We start from the raw sequence: 17,718 nt of genomic DNA on the forward strand, positions 1-17,718 counted from the left end.
ATGAAAATTGCAGCTTTTGATATCGGTGGAACGGCCCTTAAAATGGGGGTCGTTTTGCCGCATGGTGAAATTATTTTAACAAAATCAGCCGAAATCAGCGGTAGCGACGGCGACCAAATTTTAGCGGAAATGAAAGTGTTTCTTGCTGAAAATACGGACGTGACCGGGATTGCAGTTAGCGCACCGGGCTATGTGAATCCGAAAACCGGACTTATCACAATGGGCGGCGCTATCCGTAGATTTGATAACTTTAATTTGAAAGAATGGCTTGAAGCGGAAACCGGACTTCCTGTTGCCATCGAAAATGATGCCAATTGCGCCCTACTTGCTGAAAAATGGCTTGGTAAAGGACAAGATTTGGATGATTTTCTTTGTTTAACGATCGGAACTGGGATTGGCGGCGGCATTTTTTCTAATGGCGAATTAGTTCGCGGCGGTCGTTTCCGGGCTGGCGAGTTTGGTTATATGTTTAGCGAACGTCCTGGTGCTTTCCGTCCTGGCAAATATACGCTAAACGAGACCACAACTATGCTCGTTCTTCGCAGACAATACGCGGAACTTACTGGGCGCCCTTTGGAAGAGATTACTGGTGAAGAAATTTTTGCTAATTATGATGCGCATGATGCCGTTTCGGAACGACTTATTACTGAGTTTTATACCGGGATTTGTACGGGGCTTTATAATTTAATTTACCTGTTCGATCCAACGCACATTTTTATCGGTGGTGGAATTACAAGCCGCCCTACTTTTATCGCGGAGCTAAAGCATCATATGGAGAGCTTTGGGCTGCGCGACACGATTATCGAAACAGCAACACATAAAAATCAAGCTGGCCTACTCGGCGCAGTGTATCACTTTTTACAGGAGGAAAATAGACATGAATGAAATGGAAACAGTTATTTTTGGCATGATTAGCCAAGTTGGTTCTGCGAGAAGCAGTTACTTAGAAGGACTTCGTGCGGCTCGTGAAGGCAATTTTGAGGAAGCAGAAGCAAAACTAAAAGAAGGCGGCGAAACACTCGCAAACGGGCACCACGAGCATCATAAGCTAATCCAAAAAGAAGCTTCCGGTGAAAAAGTGGAAATCCAATTACTTTTAATCCATGCAGAAGACTTACTCATCACAACCGAAACATTAAGAGAAGTTGTCACTGAGTTCGTGCATGTATATAAGAAAATCAACTAATAAAAAGCGTGTAGGCCACGAAAACCTACACGCTTTTTATTATTCTTCTTGTTCTTGATTATAATTTTTCTTCGCCATCGCTTCCAGTAAAAATAGCACCGGAATTTGCGTTGTAATATTCGTTTTATCGACCATTTCCTGCGTCACATAATACGGAATATTAACATCAGACAAGCCCGCAAGCGTGTTGTGGCTCGTATTAGTAATACTTATAATTCGACTGCCATATTGTTGCATATTTTGCGCCTGCTCAAGCACCTGGTCTGTCTCACCCGACACAGAAAGTATAATCATCACTGCTTTATTTTTAAATTGCTCTCCCGGGTTGGGATAGAATGGATCTTTAATATAAAACGTCCGCTTTTTCATATTGGAGAAAAAACGACTACCATATTCTGCTAAAATCCCTGAGGTTCCGATTCCGAAAAACACGACTAAATCAGCTTCATTGATAATTTCCGCCGCTGCGTCTAACACATGATCATAATCACGATTCATTGTCCGTTCAAAGAATTCCTCTAAAACTTCTACTGTATCCGCCGTTTTTTTCTTCACTTCACGTGTCGCTTCTTGTTTTAGCTTCACTTTAAATTCCGAAAAGCCTTCACAGCCCAATTTTCTAGTAAAACGAACGATGGAAGCTGGCGAAACATGCGTCACTTCTGAAAGCTCACGAACCCTCATAAACATAACTTTGTCCCGATTTTCCATTATGTAACGGTATAAATGATGCTCTGTCTCTGTAAATTGTCTAATCACTTCATACGAAAACATAAGTTTATTCACCTCATCTGTATCAGTATTTCCCGGGAAATAAAAACAGGCGACCGCTTCGCAATATGCAATCTAGGTCACCTGTCCGTGTCCATCTTCTTATAAAGATGGAATATTTTTCTTTTTCTTCACATAGAAACGTAGGGCAATAATAATTGCACCACCAACTGTGTTAACAATCGGACTTAACGCTACATTGATATTTGGAGGAATTGTCACTTGTACAATCGTCATTACAAACATCCATATCGCAATGACTCCGACCGCTACTAGTAAGTATTTTATTGTTCCACCTTTTTGGCCTGCACGCATATTGGATGCGTATTTACGTAAGATCAGCATCGCAAAACCACCGACAACTGCAGTGATTAATAACACGATAATTCCTAAAGTCTGTGCATTTTTTTGGAAATAAGCACTAATTCCAGAAATCAACATCATCGCTCCAAGTACAAGGAGCCCGCCATCAAGAACTAGCCACCATTTATCCGTATTTTGCTCAACCGTAGCAGCTTTCACATCTAAAGAAACAACATATTCTGTTGGTGTTAAATTAAATAATTTTCTCGCTGTTATGCCTTTTTTCTGTTCGGCTAAAATCTTTTCGCTCATTTCATAAACAATCACTTCTTGTTGTTCTTCGCCGTAATGAGTTCCTCGCAAATGCTTTTCAACTTCCATTACATATTGCAAATTCCGCTTTGTTAAACTAGCTTTTAATTCAGCTAATTGCGGTTTATTCGTTTCTGTTTCTGTGGTCAATGCTAAATCCTCCCTCACTCATTCTATCCTCTATTATACCGGACTTACCTACTATAAAAAAGCTATTTTTTTAATTCGTTTTAGACATCTGGAAAAGGCCACGCATTTTATTTAAAATGTAAAGCGCTAAAATAAAACTAGCAATCGTCGCGCCTACTCCCCAAGCTAGATAACCGATGAAACCAAGCTCTGTATCCGTCACAGCCAAATTAGCTGCAGCCATCCCAACAAACAACGAAAACAATACTAAAAACGGCCATTTCACCCAAGAAAATGCAAATAAATAACCACTTCGTTCAATATGCTGCTTTTTATATAAAATTAAAATAGCTATAACCATCAACACACTTAATATCACGCTATAAATTACCGCACCAAACGAAGGCGATTCAAACGAAAACGGAGAAAATACATTCACATAATCCTCAAACCGCAACAGTTTAGACATCCCTTGATCCCCACCATGCGGCCAAATAAAGTTATACATATTATCCAAAGTAGGATTTAACACGTTCGGCAATAACATCACCCCAAACGCCACAAATGCCGAAGCAATCGGCGAACCTATCAATAAACCGATTAAAATAGCTACTAAAAATATAACAATATAAGAAAATAGCCCGCCAACAATATCGACCCAAAATTTCGCTGCATCAAACCGGACATATTCAGTTGGTACTTGCGACAAGAAATAAGCCAAACCAATACCCATAGACGCCATATAACTTAATGCAATCGTCGCTATCCCCATAATCATTTTAACCCCAACAATATGCGTCCTTTTATACGGCAGTGAGGCAGTAAATCGATTCGCCCTTGTGTATCGTTCAAAAATAACCGCTAAAACCCCTAAAATAAACACACTTATTTTAATCAGCGTAAAAAACATCTCTACTTGAAAATAAAACATAAATGGCATGTAATCCACAAACTCATCTTGAACAAAATTAGTGTACATCGGCACCGCCAAATAAGCGACCGTCAAACTAGCCTTCATTTCTTCATCAGACGTTTTAAATTCCGGATTTTCTTCCTGTTGTTTTATAAAATCACTGGATTCATAGTAGTCCTTTTGACTGTGCCACCTATCCGCATCCGACATTAATCCTAATGTAATCCCCAGAAAAAAAAGTAACGCCACGCCCAAAAGCATCCATCTCATATTGCGCCATTCCCGGTACCATAACCCTCGATTAAACATTACTCGTCTCACCCCCTGCTATATCTCGTAATAATCTATTTTGTCATTCGCCAAATGCACCGTGAAAATATCCTCTATCGATATCGACATTTCTTCCAATAAAACCGGTTCCTCCAAACGCAAATCAGCCAGAAAACCACTTGCATTTTCCGTCACTAAAAGCGTGTAAATCCGCCCATTTCGATACAATAATTGCGCATTATTTTTCACAAATTCAGGTATTTTTTTCGTTTTAAAAGCCACCTGTATTTTAACCGCATCCGTTCGCATATCGTCTAAATAATAATCCAGCTCCACGCTCGCGCCTTTTAGAACAATCACCCGGTCTGCAATCGCCTCAAGCTCTTCCAAACGATGAGACGCAATCACCACACTCGTCCCGCGCTTCTTCACCGTATCCTTAATAATCGCCAAAATCTGTTTTTTTATAATAATATCTAACCCGTCCATCGGCTCATCCAGCAACAAATACCGAACATTCAGCGAAAAAGCTAAAATAATAAAAAATAAAGCCTTTCGTCCCTTTGAAAAAGACAGTAATTTCGCCTTCATCGGTAGTTCAAATTGCTTCATTAGCTCCATAAAAAACGATTCATCAAAAGTTGTATAAATTTGCTTATAAATCTTAACAACTGTTTGCACGCTATATGTATTAAAGTGATTCATGTTGTCTTCCAAGAAAAATAGTTGTTGTTTCACTTCTGGGTGTTTAAAAATACTCTTCGAATCTAAGAAAACATCGCCCTCATCTGGCAAATAAATCCCTGTCATCGTCGAAAATAATGTCGTTTTCCCCACACCATTTCGACCAATTAAAGCCGTTACCTCGCCAGCCTTCAAATCAAATGAAACATCCTTCAAAACCAAGTTATCATCCATCTTTTTAGTTAAGTTCCGAATTTCCATTTTTCCACCTCTTTCACTCATTATATAAGCTCTGTACTATTTTTTCTACACTTTTAAAAACTTTCTATTAATTCACGAAAGAAAGTTGCAAACCAATCATTATACTAATTTCACATATTGCGGTAAAATATCTCTATATGAACTTATTTAAAACCCCTGAGGTGAAAACATGATAAAACTTGATACGACCATGCTCGATTCTTTTAAACAAAACCCGACGCTCCGGAAGTACTTATTTTCTGGACATTTTGGTTTGGAAAAAGAAAATATCCGCGTAACTTCTGATGGAAAATTGGCTCTAACGCCACATCCAGCTATTTTTGGCCCAAAAGAAGATAACCCTTATATTAAAACCGATTTTTCGGAAAGTCAGATTGAAATGATTACTCCGGTAACGGATTCGATTGACTCTGTATATGAATGGCTTGAAAACCTTCATAATATCGTTTCGTTGCGCTCCAAAAACGAACTACTTTGGCCGTCTAGTAATCCGCCAATTTTACCAGCAGAAGAAGATATTCCGATTGCTGAATATAAAACGCCCGATAGCCCGGACAGAAAATACCGCGAGCACTTGGCTAAAGGCTATGGCAAGAAAATCCAATTATTATCCGGCATTCATTATAATTTCTCTTTCCCGGAAGCCTTAATTGACGGACTTTACGCCGAAATTAGCCTCCCAGAAGAATCCAAGCAAGACTTTAAAAACCGCCTATATTTAAAAGTTGCCAAATACTTTATGAAAAATCGTTGGTTGCTCATTTATTTAACTGGCGCGAGTCCAGTCTACCTTGCTGATTTTACAAAAACGGCAAACGAAGAAGCTTTGCCTGATGGCACTAGCGCCCTTCGTGACGGCATTTCACTTCGCAATAGTAACGCTGGCTATAAAAATAAAGAATCGCTTTTCGTCAATTACAATTCATTTGACGCTTATATTTCTAGCATTTCGAACTATATTGAAGAAGGCAAAATCGAAAGTATGCGCGAATTTTACAACCCAATCCGTTTGAAAAATGCTCATACTGATCAAACCGTGGAAAGTTTAGCGAAACACGGCGTGGAATACTTAGAAATCCGCTCCATTGACCTAAACCCGCTGGAGCCAAACGGAATTTCCAAAGATGAACTTGCCTTCATCCACCTATTTTTAATCAAAGGTTTGCTTTCAGAAGACCGCGAACTATGCGCAAACAACCAACAATTAGCTGATGAAAACGAAAATAACATTGCGCTAAACGGCCTTGCACAACCCGCCATTAAAAATTGTGATAACGAAGAAATGTCCGTAGTCGATGCTGGCCTTTTAGAGCTCAACAAAATGAGCGACTTCATCCAAGACTTGCTACCAGAAGACACCCAGCGCCAAGCAATCATCGAAAAACAAAAAGAACGTCTGCTACACCCTGAAAAAACAATCGCCGCACAAGTAAAACAACAAATAACCAAACAAGGCTACGTCGGCTTCCATTTAAACCAAGCAAAAACTTACATGGAAGAAACCGAAGCACTAGCCTATAAACTAATCGGCGCCGAAGACATGGAGCTTTCCACTCAAATTATTTGGAAAGATGCGATTGCACGCGGCATCAAAGTCGACGTATTAGACCGAGCTGAAAACTTCCTCCGCTTCCAAAAAGGCGACCACGTGGAATACGTTAAACAAGCCAGCAAAACGTCCAAAGATAACTACGTCTCCGTCTTAATGATGGAAAACAAAGTAGTCACAAAGCTTGTACTCGCAGAACACGGAATCCGCGTCCCATTTGGCGACAGTTTTAGCGACCAAGCCCTCGCACTCGAAGCGTTCTCTCTATTTGAGGATAAACAAATCGTTGTGAAACCTAAGTCCACCAATTACGGATGGGGTATCAGCATTTTCAAAAATAAATTCACGCTGGAAGATTACCAAGAAGCTTTAAATATCGCATTTAGTTATGACAGCTCCGTTATTATCGAGGAGTTCATTCCTGGCGACGAATTCCGTTTCTTAGTTATTAACGACAAAGTTGAAGCCGTGCTAAAACGCGTACCCGCTAACGTTACTGGCGATGGAATCCATACTGTTCGCGAATTAGTCGAAGAAAAAAACACCGATCCATTGCGCGGAACTGACCATTTAAAACCACTTGAAAAAATCCGTACTGGCCCAGAAGAAACACTCATGCTTTCCATGCAAAAACTTTCTTGGGACAGCATTCCAAAAGCAGAAGAAACTATCTATCTTCGCGAAAATTCCAACGTCAGCACTGGCGGCGATAGCATTGACTACACCGAAGAAATGGACGATTACTTCAAAGAAATAGCCATTCGCGCCACACAAGTCCTTGACGCCAAAATTTGCGGCGTAGACATCATTGTTCCACGTGAAACAATTGACCGTGATAAACACGCTATCATCGAGTTGAATTTCAATCCCGCGATGCACATGCACTGCTTCCCGTATCAAGGGGAGAAGAAAAAAATTGGTGATAAGATTTTAGATTTCTTATTTGAATAAAAAAGAACCGTCATCCTCTCGCTTTAAGGAGGATGACGGTTCTTTTCAATTCCTAGCTAATAAAAGCTTATTTGTAATTAAATTTAAGACAAAATAAATTCCTACAAAGCTGCCCCAATAAACAAACAAATTCTCATACCCCAACAGCAACATCCTAAATAAAATTTTATGAATAAGAACAACAAATAAGATAAGCCCACTATTCACCAAAGAAATACCAACTATTTTCATTTTATTTCTCCTTTCTGGATTTGAGTGACACGATCTGCTTTTTCGGAGATTTCTTGACATTTAGTATGGAAAATTTATTATCACATCCTTTGTTAAAGGCTATCTTTACTGTAACATTAACAAACCATGTATAACCAAAACCGTAATAAACGACTTAACTCTTATCATAAATAGCTAAAATTATAGTATCTTAGTGCATTTTCTACACATATCGTGTTAAAAACCTTCATTTTCAGAATAAAAAAAGCGCTAAACGGCTCATTATACATGTTTCTATTCAGCATCAAGCTGGATAGTCACAAAAGTTTCATATACTAGCTTAACTTAAACATATGTAGTTGAACTTTTTCACTTAAATACCGAAATCATGTAAATATCATTGTATATTTATTCAAACACTCACCAACACTTTATCTTTCCGCCCATATATACTACAATGAACTTTAACGAAAAAACGGAACCTTCTCCGTTTAAAATAGAAAGGGGTGACTGCATGCTTTTTTACGAGCGTATTAAAATCATGGTCCCACCATTTCCCTGTGAAGGATGTTTTTTTCCCAGATAAATAACTTATTCAGGAGAGAATTTTATGGAAAAAAACATCGAAACAAAGAAAATCAATTTAGCATTACTTGTTTGCCTTGTGGGATTTCCACAAATTAGCGAAACTATTTATACGCCTTCTTTAACTGAGATTGCTACGAGCTACGGCGTCTCATTAAATTTGGCTCAAATGACTTTAAGTATCTACTTTCTTGCTTTTGCAGTTGGTGTCTTCTTTTGGGGCGTTAGTTCCGATTTTTTAGGTCGACGAAAAGCAATGAACTTTGGGTTATTTATTTACATTATAGGTTGTTTGGTTTGCCTTATGTCTAATAGTATTACTGTCCTTTTTATCGGGCGGTTTATCCAAGCATTTGGTGCTAGCACGGGCTCGGTTACTACGCAAACAATTTTACGCGACAACTATCACGGAACGGATCGCCACCATTTATTTGCAAAAATATCAGCTGCCTTAGCCTTTTCGCCAGCAATAGGTCCATTAGTTGGTGGGTTTATCGGACAGTATTACGGCTTTCGTGTAGTATTTTTATTTCTAGTAATGATGGGAATGGGCTTGCTATTCTGGAGTTTAAAACGACTACCCGAAACTATTATTGTTACGTCTCATTCTTTCAGCGCGCAGAAAATGGTAGGCATTGGTAAAAAAATGGTAGGCGACCGCTACACTGTTGCGTTTGGTGTGTTAATTGGTATTTTTAACGGCATTTTGTTTAGTTACTATTCCGAAGCCCCAACTATATTTATCGAAAAGTTCCATTTTAGCCAGAGTCAGTATGGCTTTATGGGATGTGCTGTCGCGGCGGCAACTATATTAGGTGCATGGCTTTCCAACCGGCGCCTAAAACAGCATTCGCCACAGAAGATAATTACAGAAGGAATTTTGTTAGCCCTTGGCGGAACTCTATCTCTTAACATAGTTTCTGCATTACCCTTAATAATCCAAGTGATAGCGTATATCCTCTTCATTTGTATTATCTTGGTAGGAATCGGCATGGCATTACCAAACTGTTTGAGCTTAGCGCTAGTGAAATTTCAAGAAGTTGCAGGTACGGCTGGTGCCTTTTTAAGCTTAGGGTACTATGTCATTGTCAGTATTTGTACGTTTTTAATCGGAATCCTACACTCAGGATCACTCTTTGTATTTCCAGCGTTTTGCACAGTGCTACTCTTAATTGCACTTACTTGTATAAAAGCTGTAACTAGAAAAAATAGCTAACTAAAAAACAGGAAACTTTTGAAAGCCATTTGCGAAAACGGTGGCTTAAAGAAGTTTCCTGTTTTATTTCAAACTTAAGCTAGTTGGCTTGTTTACATCCAACCTTATTTTAAAATTAGCGCTTGATTCGACAATTACGATACCTTCGCACTCTTCCATAATATTTACAAATGGATTGGAAGTTTCCGAGTATAAAACCCAAAGTAAATTTTTACTCTCATCAAGATAAGCAACAAATCCTTCCGAACCATAACTTCCCTCACCAACACAACAGTAAAAACCATTGGATAACTTGATTTCCTTAAAAACATCGATTTTTGTCATGTTTTCTTGATCCGCTTTATAAACATCCAAAAATGAAAAGTAATGACCCTTTTTGATATCCGGAATGGGATAGTAGCTGATTTCCACCTCCACCCCCGAACCATCTGAAAAATGAAAGCCATTTTTAATCAGCAATTCTTCTCTATTCCATAAATCATTTATTCGTATCATGGATTTCTTCTACCTCTCAATCTGCTCGTCATGAATTATTTCCGCCACATTAAGCTGATTCATCACATTTTTCATGAACTTATATCCCATCTCGTATAAAGAAAACTACGTATTTCCTCTTTTGAAAAATTACTGCCATATTCTAAAGAGTAGTTTTTTATCATAATTCTCCTTTCCGTTTCCAGTAACTCTTTTATTTTAAATTATTCAAAATAGAAATTTCATTGGTTTTCACATTTAAAGTAATAAAGAATCCCGCAGTAGACTTTATATATACGATATTATTATTGGTTGTTAGTTTGATAAAAGGGTTTGATGTTGTAGAAAAAAGCATCCAATTAATCTGATTATCTGCATCTGTTTTGACAATAAATCCTTCATTGTCCATCTCTCCCTCACCTCAGAAAACAAATTGATCGTCAACCGAAATACGATCATTTACTTGGCAATTTGCCCATGGATCCTTATAATCTAGCAATAGTTTAGGCAGTGTAGTATCTGCACCGTATGAAATAACGTATTCTTTTTTAAAAGTGTCTATTAAATTTTCGTTGTGCGTATATGTAATATCAATCAGTTTCACATGTTCAGAGTCTTTAACGATAACATCTATACCTATTAGTTGGTTTTGTAGCCATCTTCTTTGTAATTCGTTTAACATCTATTCACCCCATATCTAATATTTCCCGGGGAATAAAAACTCTCCCCGTATACCTATCATAACAAAAAAAGCACCAAACCCCTAAGAGTCTAATGCTTAATTTATTATGCTAATTGTTCGTTCATGCTTTCCATTTGAGCAAGAAAGGCTTTTTGCCATTTTTTCTCGTTTAAGAATTCAATTGGGAACTGAGGATCGATCGTGTTTAAAATTTTAGCCCATGAATCGGTACGTAACGAAGATGCTTGACGAACTGTCATAACAAACATAGCTATAGTGCCTCCGATTAAATATAGAGCCAAAAGAATTCCTGCAGCTATTATAGCTATTATGTTGTTACTCATTACAAAGAAATAGATTATATAACCTAAAACACCTGCTCCAACAAAGAATCCACCAATAAAAATAAACGTTTTCTTACGGTTACGTCCATAAGTAGAAATACCTAGTGCCTTTTCTAACAAGGCCATTTGGCGAATTGGATTTTTTTTCTTCGCAACTTGAATACCATATTTATCAATTAGTAAATGTGCTGCTTTTACTTCTTCTTTATTATTCTTCGGCATAAGTACGATTAGAACAATAAAAAGTGCTATAAAAATTAACTGTACCAAACAAAACACTCCTATAATAAGATTTATAGTTAATTATAGCATTGTTAAGCTCTACGCAAATTGTACATTTTGTGAATTAATTACGACACATAGAACAAAAAGCCGCCATTATTCACTTGACAGAATATTTTATTTAGCAAATGTTTCATGTGAAACATTTAGGTGTTTTCGCCCTGCTAGTAAGTCCCAATTGAAGTCATGTATTATCTTCTTACCCATTTTTAACGTACTCCCTTCACATCAAAAATTGGTTAAAGCTTCTTCTATTTCCACTAGTAGAAACTCGCCAAAATTATCCGCTACAATCCGCTTCTCGGCATTGTGTTTGAAAGATAATTGCGTTTCAACTATCACGGCCTCACCCGCATCTCCAATCGTCGAAGTGTCGATAGAAAATATCGATCCATAGCCTGAATTTTTTATCATAATCAGTTCTTTATTTATATCCCCAAGTGCGCGCGCCTGCTCCGTTGCAAATCTAACATCCGGGATAGATGCAGCACTTAATCCCCTTTTAGATATGCCGTAAAAAGATTCACCATTAAAAGTTAACGTTCCATATTTTTCTAAAAAAACCTTATATGACTCCGGAAATTCATTCCCTAAAGAGTCCTGATAAACTTCAATTAATTCAGGTGTTCCGGTCCCACTAAATTGATAGGTTGTTTCGCTTAGAATCATTAGTCTTTCTACTTCCTCAATAAAACTACTAGTCATCATAGTTACACTCCCATAGGCTTTTTATTTTTTAACATTAAGATACTTTATTATATCACCCTAGGCATTTGTAGGACTTGTTTATTACTTATTCCATAAAAAAACAATCTTTTGATGAGGAAGTCAAAAGATTGTTTCACGTGAAACATATTAAACGTTAAAGCGGAAATGAACAACATCTCCATCTTTCATTTCGTATTCTTTACCTTCTAAGCGTACTTTACCTGCTTCTTTGGCTGCTTGTTCTGAGCCGTGTTCAAGCAATGCATCATATGCAACTACTTCGGCACGAATGAAACCGCGTTCGAAGTCAGTATGGATAATCCCAGCACATTGTGGAGCTTTCATACCTTTGATGAATGTCCATGCGCGAACTTCTTGAACGCCTGCTGTGAAGTACGTCGCTAAGCCAAGCAATGTGTACGCGGAACGAATCAATTGATCTAAGCCGGATTCTTCAATTCCAAGCGCTTCTAAAAACTCAAGCTTATCTTCGTCTTCAAGTTCAGCGATTTCTTCTTCGGCACGAGCGCAAACAACGATAACTTCGGAGTTTTCAGCTGCAGCGAATTCGCGTACTTGTTGTACGTATTTGTTATCGTCTGGATTAGAAACGTCTTCTTCACTTACATTTGCCACATATAAAACTGGTTTTCTTGTAAGTAAGAACAAGTTGCGGACGATTTTATCTTCGTCTTCGTTAAATTCAATCGCGCGAGCTGGTTTGTCATTTTCAAATGCTTCACGTAATTTAACTAACACGTTATATTCTGCAACCGCATCTTTATCTTTTTGTTTAGAAAGCTTCTCAACACGCCCAATACGCTTCTCTACTGTTTCTAAATCCGCTAAGATAAGTTCCAAGTTAATTGTAGAAATATCGTCTAGCGGGTCTACTCGGCCTTCTACGTGGGTAATGTTTTCATCATCAAAACAACGAGTTACATGACAAATTGCATCTACTTGGCGAATATGGGATAAGAATTTATTTCCAAGTCCCTCACCTTTACTAGCACCTTTTACAATTCCGGCGATATCTGTAAATTCAAAAGTAGTTGGAACGGTTTTTTTCGGTTTTACAAGTTCAGTTAGTTTGTTTAATCTTTGGTCAGGAACTTCAACAATTCCTACGTTCGGGTCAATCGTCGCAAACGGATAATTCGCAGCCTCTGCTCCTGCTTTTGTGATTGCATTAAAAAGTGTCGATTTCCCAACATTAGGAAGCCCGACAATACCAGCTGTAAGTGCCATTATATATAAACTCCTTTTCATTAACTTCATTTTAAAAATGCCCATCAATCAGACATTTTTTCACTAACGTATATTATAAAGGTTTTTCACACAAAAAGCCACCCACCAAAAAACGAAAACCCTTTAAATAACAAAGGATTTCCGTTTTCATTTCACTTATTTTAAATCTGCTACATGTTCTTCAAGATTAATTCCAGTTCCCGCAGCCACTCGACTAGCGAATTCTGGTTCTACTTGATAGAAATTGCGTAAGTTGCGGATTTTAATGTCTTCACGCACGCCAGACCAATCGTCGACAATATTTTTCACAAGTGCCGCACGTTCTGCATCTGAATAACGATCCCATACTTCTTTTGCATGACCAAAATTATTTGGTTTTTCCGCAATCAGGCGGCCAGCAATATCACCACGGATTTCTTGCTCAGGTTCGATAAACGCTGGATTTTCTTTCGGTTCTGTATCGTAACTATTTGGCTCATAATTAATCGAGCTCGTTTGTTGTTTAAACGGCATATGTCCGTCACGTTGATTATTGGCAACAGGTGCTTTTGGACTATTAATTGGCAGTTGCAAGTAGTTCGGTCCAACGCGGTGTCTTTGCGTATCTGAGTATGAGAATAAGCGTCCTTGCAACAAACGATCCTCAGAAGGAAGCATTCCGCGTACAAGTACACCAGGATTAAAGCCAACCGATTCTGTTTCCGCAAAAATATTATCCGGATTGCGGTCAAGTGTCATTGTTCCTACGTGTTCATATGGGAAAACATCTTCAAACCAATCTTTTGTCGCATCTAGTGGATTGAAATCAAAGTTGTCTAAGTCTTTCGGATCTAACACTTGCACATATAAATCCCACTCCGGATAATCTCCATTTTCAATCGCTTCATACAAATCGCGGCTCGCATGGTTAAATTCTTTTGCTTGAATCTGTGAAGCTTGTTCCGTCGAAAGGTTTACGATACCCGCTTTTGGAACCCAGCGCAGTTTTACGTATACCGTTTTGCCTTCTTCGTTAATCCATTTAAAAGCATGGACACTAGAACCGCGGATTTCGCGATAAGACGCCGGCGTGCCTTCATCACTGAACAAGTACATAATCATCGTTGTAGCTTCTGGGGTTAAACTAAAGAAGTCCCAGTAACGATTGCCATCTTGAATATTTGTGCGCGGATCCGGCTTCAAAGAGTGAATAACGTCCGGGAACTTAATTGCATCACGAATAAAGAATACCGGCAAATTATTTCCGACAAAATCATAATTCCCCTCTTCTGTATAAAACTTAACGGAGAATCCACGTGGATCACGCAACGTTTCCGGAGAGTGCTGACCGTGAATTACTGTTGAAAAACGAACAAAAACCTCTGTTTCCGCTCCTTCTTCTTGTAAAAAGTTAGCCATTGTATATTTTTTCATGCTCTTTTTAGTAACAAATTTCCCGTGCGCACCAGCACCACGAGCATGTACAACCCGCTCTGGTACACGTTCTCTATCAAAATGCGCCAATTTCTCAATTAGTACATAATCTTCTAACAAAGTTGGTCCTTTAAGTCCCGCAGTCATCGAATTTTGGTTATCGCCAACCGGCACACCTTGGTTCGTTGTTAAATTTTTTCTATCTGTCATATGTAATACCTCCATAAAAATAATATATCATTTTGTTTATAATAATTATTAAATGATACTATTTATATTTTAAAGAAGGAAGAGCTAAACTTCAACTAAAAGGCTTATAAAAAAAGAACAGGCGACTAATTAATCGCCTGTTCTTTATTCTTGTTCAGCTTTAACTAAAATCTTCTTCACTTTTCGTTCGAATTCGCGGCGTGCGATCATCACACTATGACCACAACCTTCACACTTAATCCGAATATCCATACCCATGCGTATAATCTTAAATTGATTGGTACCACAAGGATGTGGCTTTTTCATTTCTACAACATCATTTAAATCGAAATGCTTTTTTTCCATAAACATCACAACCTATTCATCATCAAACTGAATGTCTAAAATCTCTAAAATACGATCTAAATCATCATCAGATAAAAATTCAATTTCAATTTTACCTTTTTTATCGCGTCGTTTAATCGAAACTGCCGTACCGAATTTATCACGTAACTGGCTTTCGCTTTCACGGATAAAGATAGGAACTCTAGCTGGCTTAATTGTTTCACGTGAAACATTTTCGTTTAGATTATTAATAACATCTTCTAATTGGCGGACCGTTAAGCCTTGTGCCACAGCCTTTTTAGCAGTTGGAATGATGTTTTTCTTGAGTTTCAATCCTAGCAATACACGGCCATGTCCAGCTGACAACGAACCATCGCGCAACATTACTTGCACTTCTTCTGGCAATGTCAACAAACGAACAAAGTTAGCAATATATGGTCGGCTTTTCCCAACTCGTTCTGCTAATTTCGCTTGTGTTAAGCCTAATTTTTTCATAAGGAATTGGTACGATTCAGCTTCTTCTAAAGGAGATAAATCTTCGCGTTGTAAGTTTTCAATTACAGAAAGCTCCATCATCTCTTCTTCCGTTAAATCACGAACAACTGCTGGAATTTCTTTTAATTTAGCTTCTTTTGCTGCGCGGTATCTACGCTCACCGACAACAATTTCGTATCCTTTTTCCGTATTTCTTAAAATAATTGGCTGTAAAACGCCGTGAATTTTAATGGAGTCACGTAATTCATTGATTGCTTTTGCATCAAAGATTTTACGTGGTTGGTATGGGTTCGGCTTAATTTCTTTTATTGCGATATTTTGAACTGTCTCTTCGTTGGCATCAACATTGTTAAATAGTGCGTTGATCCCTTTACCTAGACCTTTAGCCATGTGCAACCACTTCCTTTGCTAATTCTAAATAAACTTCTGCACCTTTCGATTTTGCATCATATAGCAGAATCGGTTTTCCATGACTAGGTGCTTCACTTAGGCGAACATTACGTGGAATGATTGTGCTGAACACTTTATTTTGGAAGTATTTCTTCACTTCTTCTATTACTTGAATACCCAGATTCGTTCTAGCATCAAGCATTGTTAGTAAGACACCTTCAATTTGTAAATCTTCATTAAGATGTTTTTGAACGATTCTAATTGTGTTTAAAAGTTGGCTTAAACCTTCTAGCGCGTAATATTCGCACTGCACTGGAATTAAAACGGAGTCCGCTGCTGTTAATGCATTTAAAGTCAAAAGCCCAAGTGATGGTGGACAATCAATAATTACATAGTCATAATCATCACGGATTGAGTCGATTGCTTTTTTCAATCTAATTTCACGTGAGATAGCTGGAACTAGCTCTACTTCAGCACCCGCAAGTTGAATTGTAGCTGGAATAACATTTAAATTATCTAAGTCTGTTTTTTGCAACACATCTTGAATGGCTACATCGTCAACTAATACATCATAAATACAATGTTCAATTTCACCTTTGTTAACACCAACCCCACTTGACGCATTACCTTGTGGGTCAATATCAACTAGTAATACTTTTTTACCTAAAAAAGCTAGGCTAGAGCTTAAATTAACGGATGATGTCGTTTTACCAACCCCACCTTTTTGGTTTGCTAGTGCAATCACTTTGCTCAATCTTTTTCACCAACCCTTATTTTGTACCGAGATTTCCGGTTCTTTTATCTTCTATTCTACCAAAAGATTTTCATTTAGTCTTACAAAAAGTAAAAATAAATTGAAATTCGTGTTTTGAAAGCCTAAAAATGATGAAAATAATGTTTTGAAAAACCAGAAATGTTTCACGTGAAACATTTTAAAATAAAAAAGCAACCAACCTAAGCTGATTACTTTTCTATCTTCAATCCACCGAGAAAGTTGCCTTAACCCCTAGAACTGTGCAGACTTTCTGATACATCCTAAGCGTTAAATCTGGATCCCCTGCTTCTAAACGACCAATAATAACTGGAGATAAATCTGATTTAAGCGCCAAATCTAATTGCGACCATTTTTTCTCCATTCGTTTAGCAAAAATATATTTACCAAGGCTTGCGGAAAAACTATCTAAGTAATGGGCAATGCCTTCATTTTCTAATGCTTTATTTTTCAGTGTTTCAAATTGATACTCTGAGTTGCCAATGCTTGTTTCAGCTTCGATACGGCGCAAGAATACGCGTTTTACTTCCTCGCGGTATGAGCCCATTTGGTCTGTAAATGGATTTTTATCTTTGAAATAGCCTTTAACGAAGCAATAATATGTTTCATCTCCACTAAATGCAGTGAAGTAAATTAAACGACAATTTTTATCTTTAAAATGTGCTTTCATCTCTTGAATCGGTTGGTCTACAGTTGTTTCTATACGAGTGGTTTGCAGTGAATAAGCTTGACTTTTACCGATGATTAAATGTACATCGGGGAGAATTTGTTTCCCTGTACTAAGTTTTCTTGTTTCTGCTGTTTCTAATTGTAGCAGGCCTTGGAAAACTAAAGTGGCCATAAGTGGTTCTTCCACAATTAAATTTTGTAAGAAATCATACGCTTGGAACTCATTTTGTTCGTCTTTCACAAAAATGATTTTTGCCATTCGTTTCGTGATTCCACCCAGAGTTGAGTGAATCACTCCCTCCTTTACAACTTTACCTAATTCTATTGTACTTTTTTCTGTTCAAAATTGCACTTATTTTCTCTAATT

At 37.9% G+C, this 17,718-nt stretch carries 20 protein-coding genes; 4 read left to right on the plus strand and 16 right to left on the minus strand.

What is annotated here, in order from left to right:
* Positions 1 to 885, plus strand: coding sequence for a beta-glucoside kinase (gene bglK / locus HCB49_RS10750; protein ID WP_009931557.1), 885 nt, complete (start codon positions 1 to 3; stop codon positions 883 to 885).
* Entirely contained in the window at positions 878 to 1,186 is a 309-nt protein-coding gene (locus HCB49_RS10755; RefSeq protein WP_003722125.1) for a PTS sugar transporter subunit IIA, read from the plus strand. The genes bglK and HCB49_RS10755 overlap by 8 nt, the downstream gene beginning before the upstream one ends.
* 39 nt (positions 1,187 to 1,225) lie before the next feature.
* Here HCB49_RS10755 and HCB49_RS10760 read toward each other — a convergent pair whose 3' ends face one another.
* The 4 genes from HCB49_RS10760 to HCB49_RS10775 form a co-directional block, all read right to left on the minus strand.
* On the minus strand, positions 1,226 to 1,960 hold the full coding sequence (locus HCB49_RS10760) for a MurR/RpiR family transcriptional regulator (protein WP_031672067.1): 735 nt from the start codon (positions 1,958 to 1,960) through the stop codon (positions 1,226 to 1,228).
* A gap of 99 nt (positions 1,961 to 2,059) precedes the next feature.
* The gene (locus HCB49_RS10765) at positions 2,060 to 2,722 is read right to left on the minus strand and encodes a DUF1129 domain-containing protein (RefSeq protein WP_185604933.1); all 663 of its coding nucleotides are present in this window, start codon (positions 2,720 to 2,722) and stop codon (positions 2,060 to 2,062) included.
* 70 nt (positions 2,723 to 2,792) lie between these two features.
* The gene (locus HCB49_RS10770) at positions 2,793 to 3,923 is read right to left on the minus strand and encodes an ABC transporter permease (RefSeq protein ID WP_185604934.1); all 1,131 of its coding nucleotides are present in this window, start codon (positions 3,921 to 3,923) and stop codon (positions 2,793 to 2,795) included.
* An 18-nt stretch (positions 3,924 to 3,941) separates the two neighbouring features.
* Positions 3,942 to 4,829: an ATP-binding cassette domain-containing protein gene (locus HCB49_RS10775; protein WP_185604935.1), complete on the minus strand. Its 888-nt coding sequence runs from the start codon at positions 4,827 to 4,829 to the stop codon at positions 3,942 to 3,944.
* A gap of 169 nt (positions 4,830 to 4,998) precedes the next feature.
* Between HCB49_RS10775 and gshAB the strand changes: the two genes are divergently transcribed.
* Complete coding sequence (gshAB, locus tag HCB49_RS10780; protein WP_185604936.1) at positions 4,999 to 7,329, plus strand: bifunctional glutamate--cysteine ligase GshA/glutathione synthetase GshB; 2,331 nt, start codon at positions 4,999 to 5,001, stop codon at positions 7,327 to 7,329.
* A 45-nt stretch (positions 7,330 to 7,374) separates the two neighbouring features.
* On the opposite strand, the gene HCB49_RS10785 is transcribed toward gshAB, so the two are convergent.
* A complete protein-coding gene (locus tag HCB49_RS10785; protein ID WP_185502838.1) occupies positions 7,375 to 7,560 on the minus strand; it encodes a bacteriocin-like WGxF protein in 186 nt (61 codons plus the stop codon).
* Between the two features lie 589 nt (positions 7,561 to 8,149).
* Between HCB49_RS10785 and HCB49_RS10790 the strand changes: the two genes are divergently transcribed.
* Entirely contained in the window at positions 8,150 to 9,340 is a 1,191-nt protein-coding gene (locus HCB49_RS10790) for a multidrug effflux MFS transporter (RefSeq protein WP_185604937.1), read from the plus strand.
* A 63-nt stretch (positions 9,341 to 9,403) separates the two neighbouring features.
* Here the strand turns inward: HCB49_RS10790 and HCB49_RS10795 are convergent, their stop codons facing one another.
* The 11 genes from HCB49_RS10795 to HCB49_RS10840 form a co-directional block, all read right to left on the minus strand.
* Positions 9,404 to 9,835, minus strand: coding sequence for a hypothetical protein (locus HCB49_RS10795; protein WP_185604938.1), 432 nt, complete (start codon positions 9,833 to 9,835; stop codon positions 9,404 to 9,406).
* A gap of 193 nt (positions 9,836 to 10,028) precedes the next feature.
* Entirely contained in the window at positions 10,029 to 10,223 is a 195-nt protein-coding gene (locus HCB49_RS14350; RefSeq protein WP_260479525.1) for a hypothetical protein, read from the minus strand.
* Positions 10,224 to 10,235: 12 nt separating this feature from the next.
* Positions 10,236 to 10,496, minus strand: a complete 261-nt coding sequence (locus tag HCB49_RS14355; RefSeq protein WP_260479526.1) for a hypothetical protein — start codon at positions 10,494 to 10,496, stop codon at positions 10,236 to 10,238.
* Between the two features lie 104 nt (positions 10,497 to 10,600).
* Positions 10,601 to 11,110: a hypothetical protein gene (locus HCB49_RS10805; RefSeq protein WP_185604939.1), complete on the minus strand. Its 510-nt coding sequence runs from the start codon at positions 11,108 to 11,110 to the stop codon at positions 10,601 to 10,603.
* A 240-nt stretch (positions 11,111 to 11,350) separates the two neighbouring features.
* Positions 11,351 to 11,830, minus strand: a complete 480-nt coding sequence (locus HCB49_RS10810; protein WP_185604940.1) for an SMI1/KNR4 family protein — start codon at positions 11,828 to 11,830, stop codon at positions 11,351 to 11,353.
* A 147-nt stretch (positions 11,831 to 11,977) separates the two neighbouring features.
* A complete protein-coding gene (ychF, locus tag HCB49_RS10815; RefSeq protein ID WP_185391803.1) occupies positions 11,978 to 13,078 on the minus strand; it encodes a redox-regulated ATPase YchF in 1,101 nt (366 codons plus the stop codon).
* Between the two features lie 156 nt (positions 13,079 to 13,234).
* A complete protein-coding gene (locus tag HCB49_RS10820; RefSeq protein ID WP_185604941.1) occupies positions 13,235 to 14,701 on the minus strand; it encodes a catalase in 1,467 nt (488 codons plus the stop codon).
* Positions 14,702 to 14,845: 144 nt separating this feature from the next.
* Positions 14,846 to 15,052, minus strand: coding sequence for a DUF951 domain-containing protein (locus HCB49_RS10825; protein WP_185605086.1), 207 nt, complete (start codon positions 15,050 to 15,052; stop codon positions 14,846 to 14,848).
* Between the two features lie 6 nt (positions 15,053 to 15,058).
* The gene (locus HCB49_RS10830) at positions 15,059 to 15,910 is read right to left on the minus strand and encodes a ParB/RepB/Spo0J family partition protein (RefSeq protein ID WP_185517853.1); all 852 of its coding nucleotides are present in this window, start codon (positions 15,908 to 15,910) and stop codon (positions 15,059 to 15,061) included.
* The gene (locus tag HCB49_RS10835) at positions 15,903 to 16,664 is read right to left on the minus strand and encodes a ParA family protein (protein WP_008949010.1); all 762 of its coding nucleotides are present in this window, start codon (positions 16,662 to 16,664) and stop codon (positions 15,903 to 15,905) included. The genes HCB49_RS10830 and HCB49_RS10835 overlap by 8 nt, the downstream gene beginning before the upstream one ends.
* 223 nt (positions 16,665 to 16,887) lie before the next feature.
* A complete protein-coding gene (locus tag HCB49_RS10840; RefSeq protein ID WP_185480461.1) occupies positions 16,888 to 17,646 on the minus strand; it encodes a helix-turn-helix domain-containing protein in 759 nt (252 codons plus the stop codon).
* Positions 17,647 to 17,718 lie beyond the last annotated feature (72 nt).

The sequence above is a fragment of the Listeria cossartiae subsp. cayugensis genome (assembly GCF_014229095.1).
Lineage (GTDB): Bacteria > Bacillota > Bacilli > Lactobacillales > Listeriaceae > Listeria > Listeria cayugensis.

What these genes read in the sequence shown, in the direction of transcription:
- bglK (WP_009931557.1), top strand. Translation starts at nt 1, where the DNA reads ATGAAAATTGCAGCTTTTGATATCGGTGGAACGGCCCTTAAAATGGGG.
- HCB49_RS10755 (WP_003722125.1), top strand. Translation starts at nt 878, where the DNA reads ATGAATGAAATGGAAACAGTTATTTTTGGCATGATTAGCCAAGTTGGT.
- HCB49_RS10760 (WP_031672067.1), bottom strand. Translation starts at nt 1,960, where the DNA reads ATGTTTTCGTATGAAGTGATTAGACAATTTACAGAGACAGAGCATCAT.
- HCB49_RS10770 (WP_185604934.1), bottom strand. Translation starts at nt 3,923, where the DNA reads ATGTTTAATCGAGGGTTATGGTACCGGGAATGGCGCAATATGAGATGG.
- HCB49_RS10775 (WP_185604935.1), bottom strand. Translation starts at nt 4,829, where the DNA reads ATGGAAATTCGGAACTTAACTAAAAAGATGGATGATAACTTGGTTTTG.
- gshAB (WP_185604936.1), top strand. Translation starts at nt 4,999, where the DNA reads ATGATAAAACTTGATACGACCATGCTCGATTCTTTTAAACAAAACCCG.
- HCB49_RS10785 (WP_185502838.1), bottom strand. Translation starts at nt 7,560, where the DNA reads ATGAAAATAGTTGGTATTTCTTTGGTGAATAGTGGGCTTATCTTATTT.
- HCB49_RS10790 (WP_185604937.1), top strand. Translation starts at nt 8,150, where the DNA reads ATGGAAAAAAACATCGAAACAAAGAAAATCAATTTAGCATTACTTGTT.
- HCB49_RS10795 (WP_185604938.1), bottom strand. Translation starts at nt 9,835, where the DNA reads ATGATACGAATAAATGATTTATGGAATAGAGAAGAATTGCTGATTAAA.
- HCB49_RS14350 (WP_260479525.1), bottom strand. Translation starts at nt 10,223, where the DNA reads ATGGACAATGAAGGATTTATTGTCAAAACAGATGCAGATAATCAGATT.
- HCB49_RS14355 (WP_260479526.1), bottom strand. Translation starts at nt 10,496, where the DNA reads ATGTTAAACGAATTACAAAGAAGATGGCTACAAAACCAACTAATAGGT.
- HCB49_RS10810 (WP_185604940.1), bottom strand. Translation starts at nt 11,830, where the DNA reads ATGATGACTAGTAGTTTTATTGAGGAAGTAGAAAGACTAATGATTCTA.
- ychF (WP_185391803.1), bottom strand. Translation starts at nt 13,078, where the DNA reads ATGGCACTTACAGCTGGTATTGTCGGGCTTCCTAATGTTGGGAAATCG.
- HCB49_RS10820 (WP_185604941.1), bottom strand. Translation starts at nt 14,701, where the DNA reads ATGACAGATAGAAAAAATTTAACAACGAACCAAGGTGTGCCGGTTGGC.
- HCB49_RS10825 (WP_185605086.1), bottom strand. Translation starts at nt 15,052, where the DNA reads ATGTTTATGGAAAAAAAGCATTTCGATTTAAATGATGTTGTAGAAATG.
- HCB49_RS10830 (WP_185517853.1), bottom strand. Translation starts at nt 15,910, where the DNA reads ATGGCTAAAGGTCTAGGTAAAGGGATCAACGCACTATTTAACAATGTT.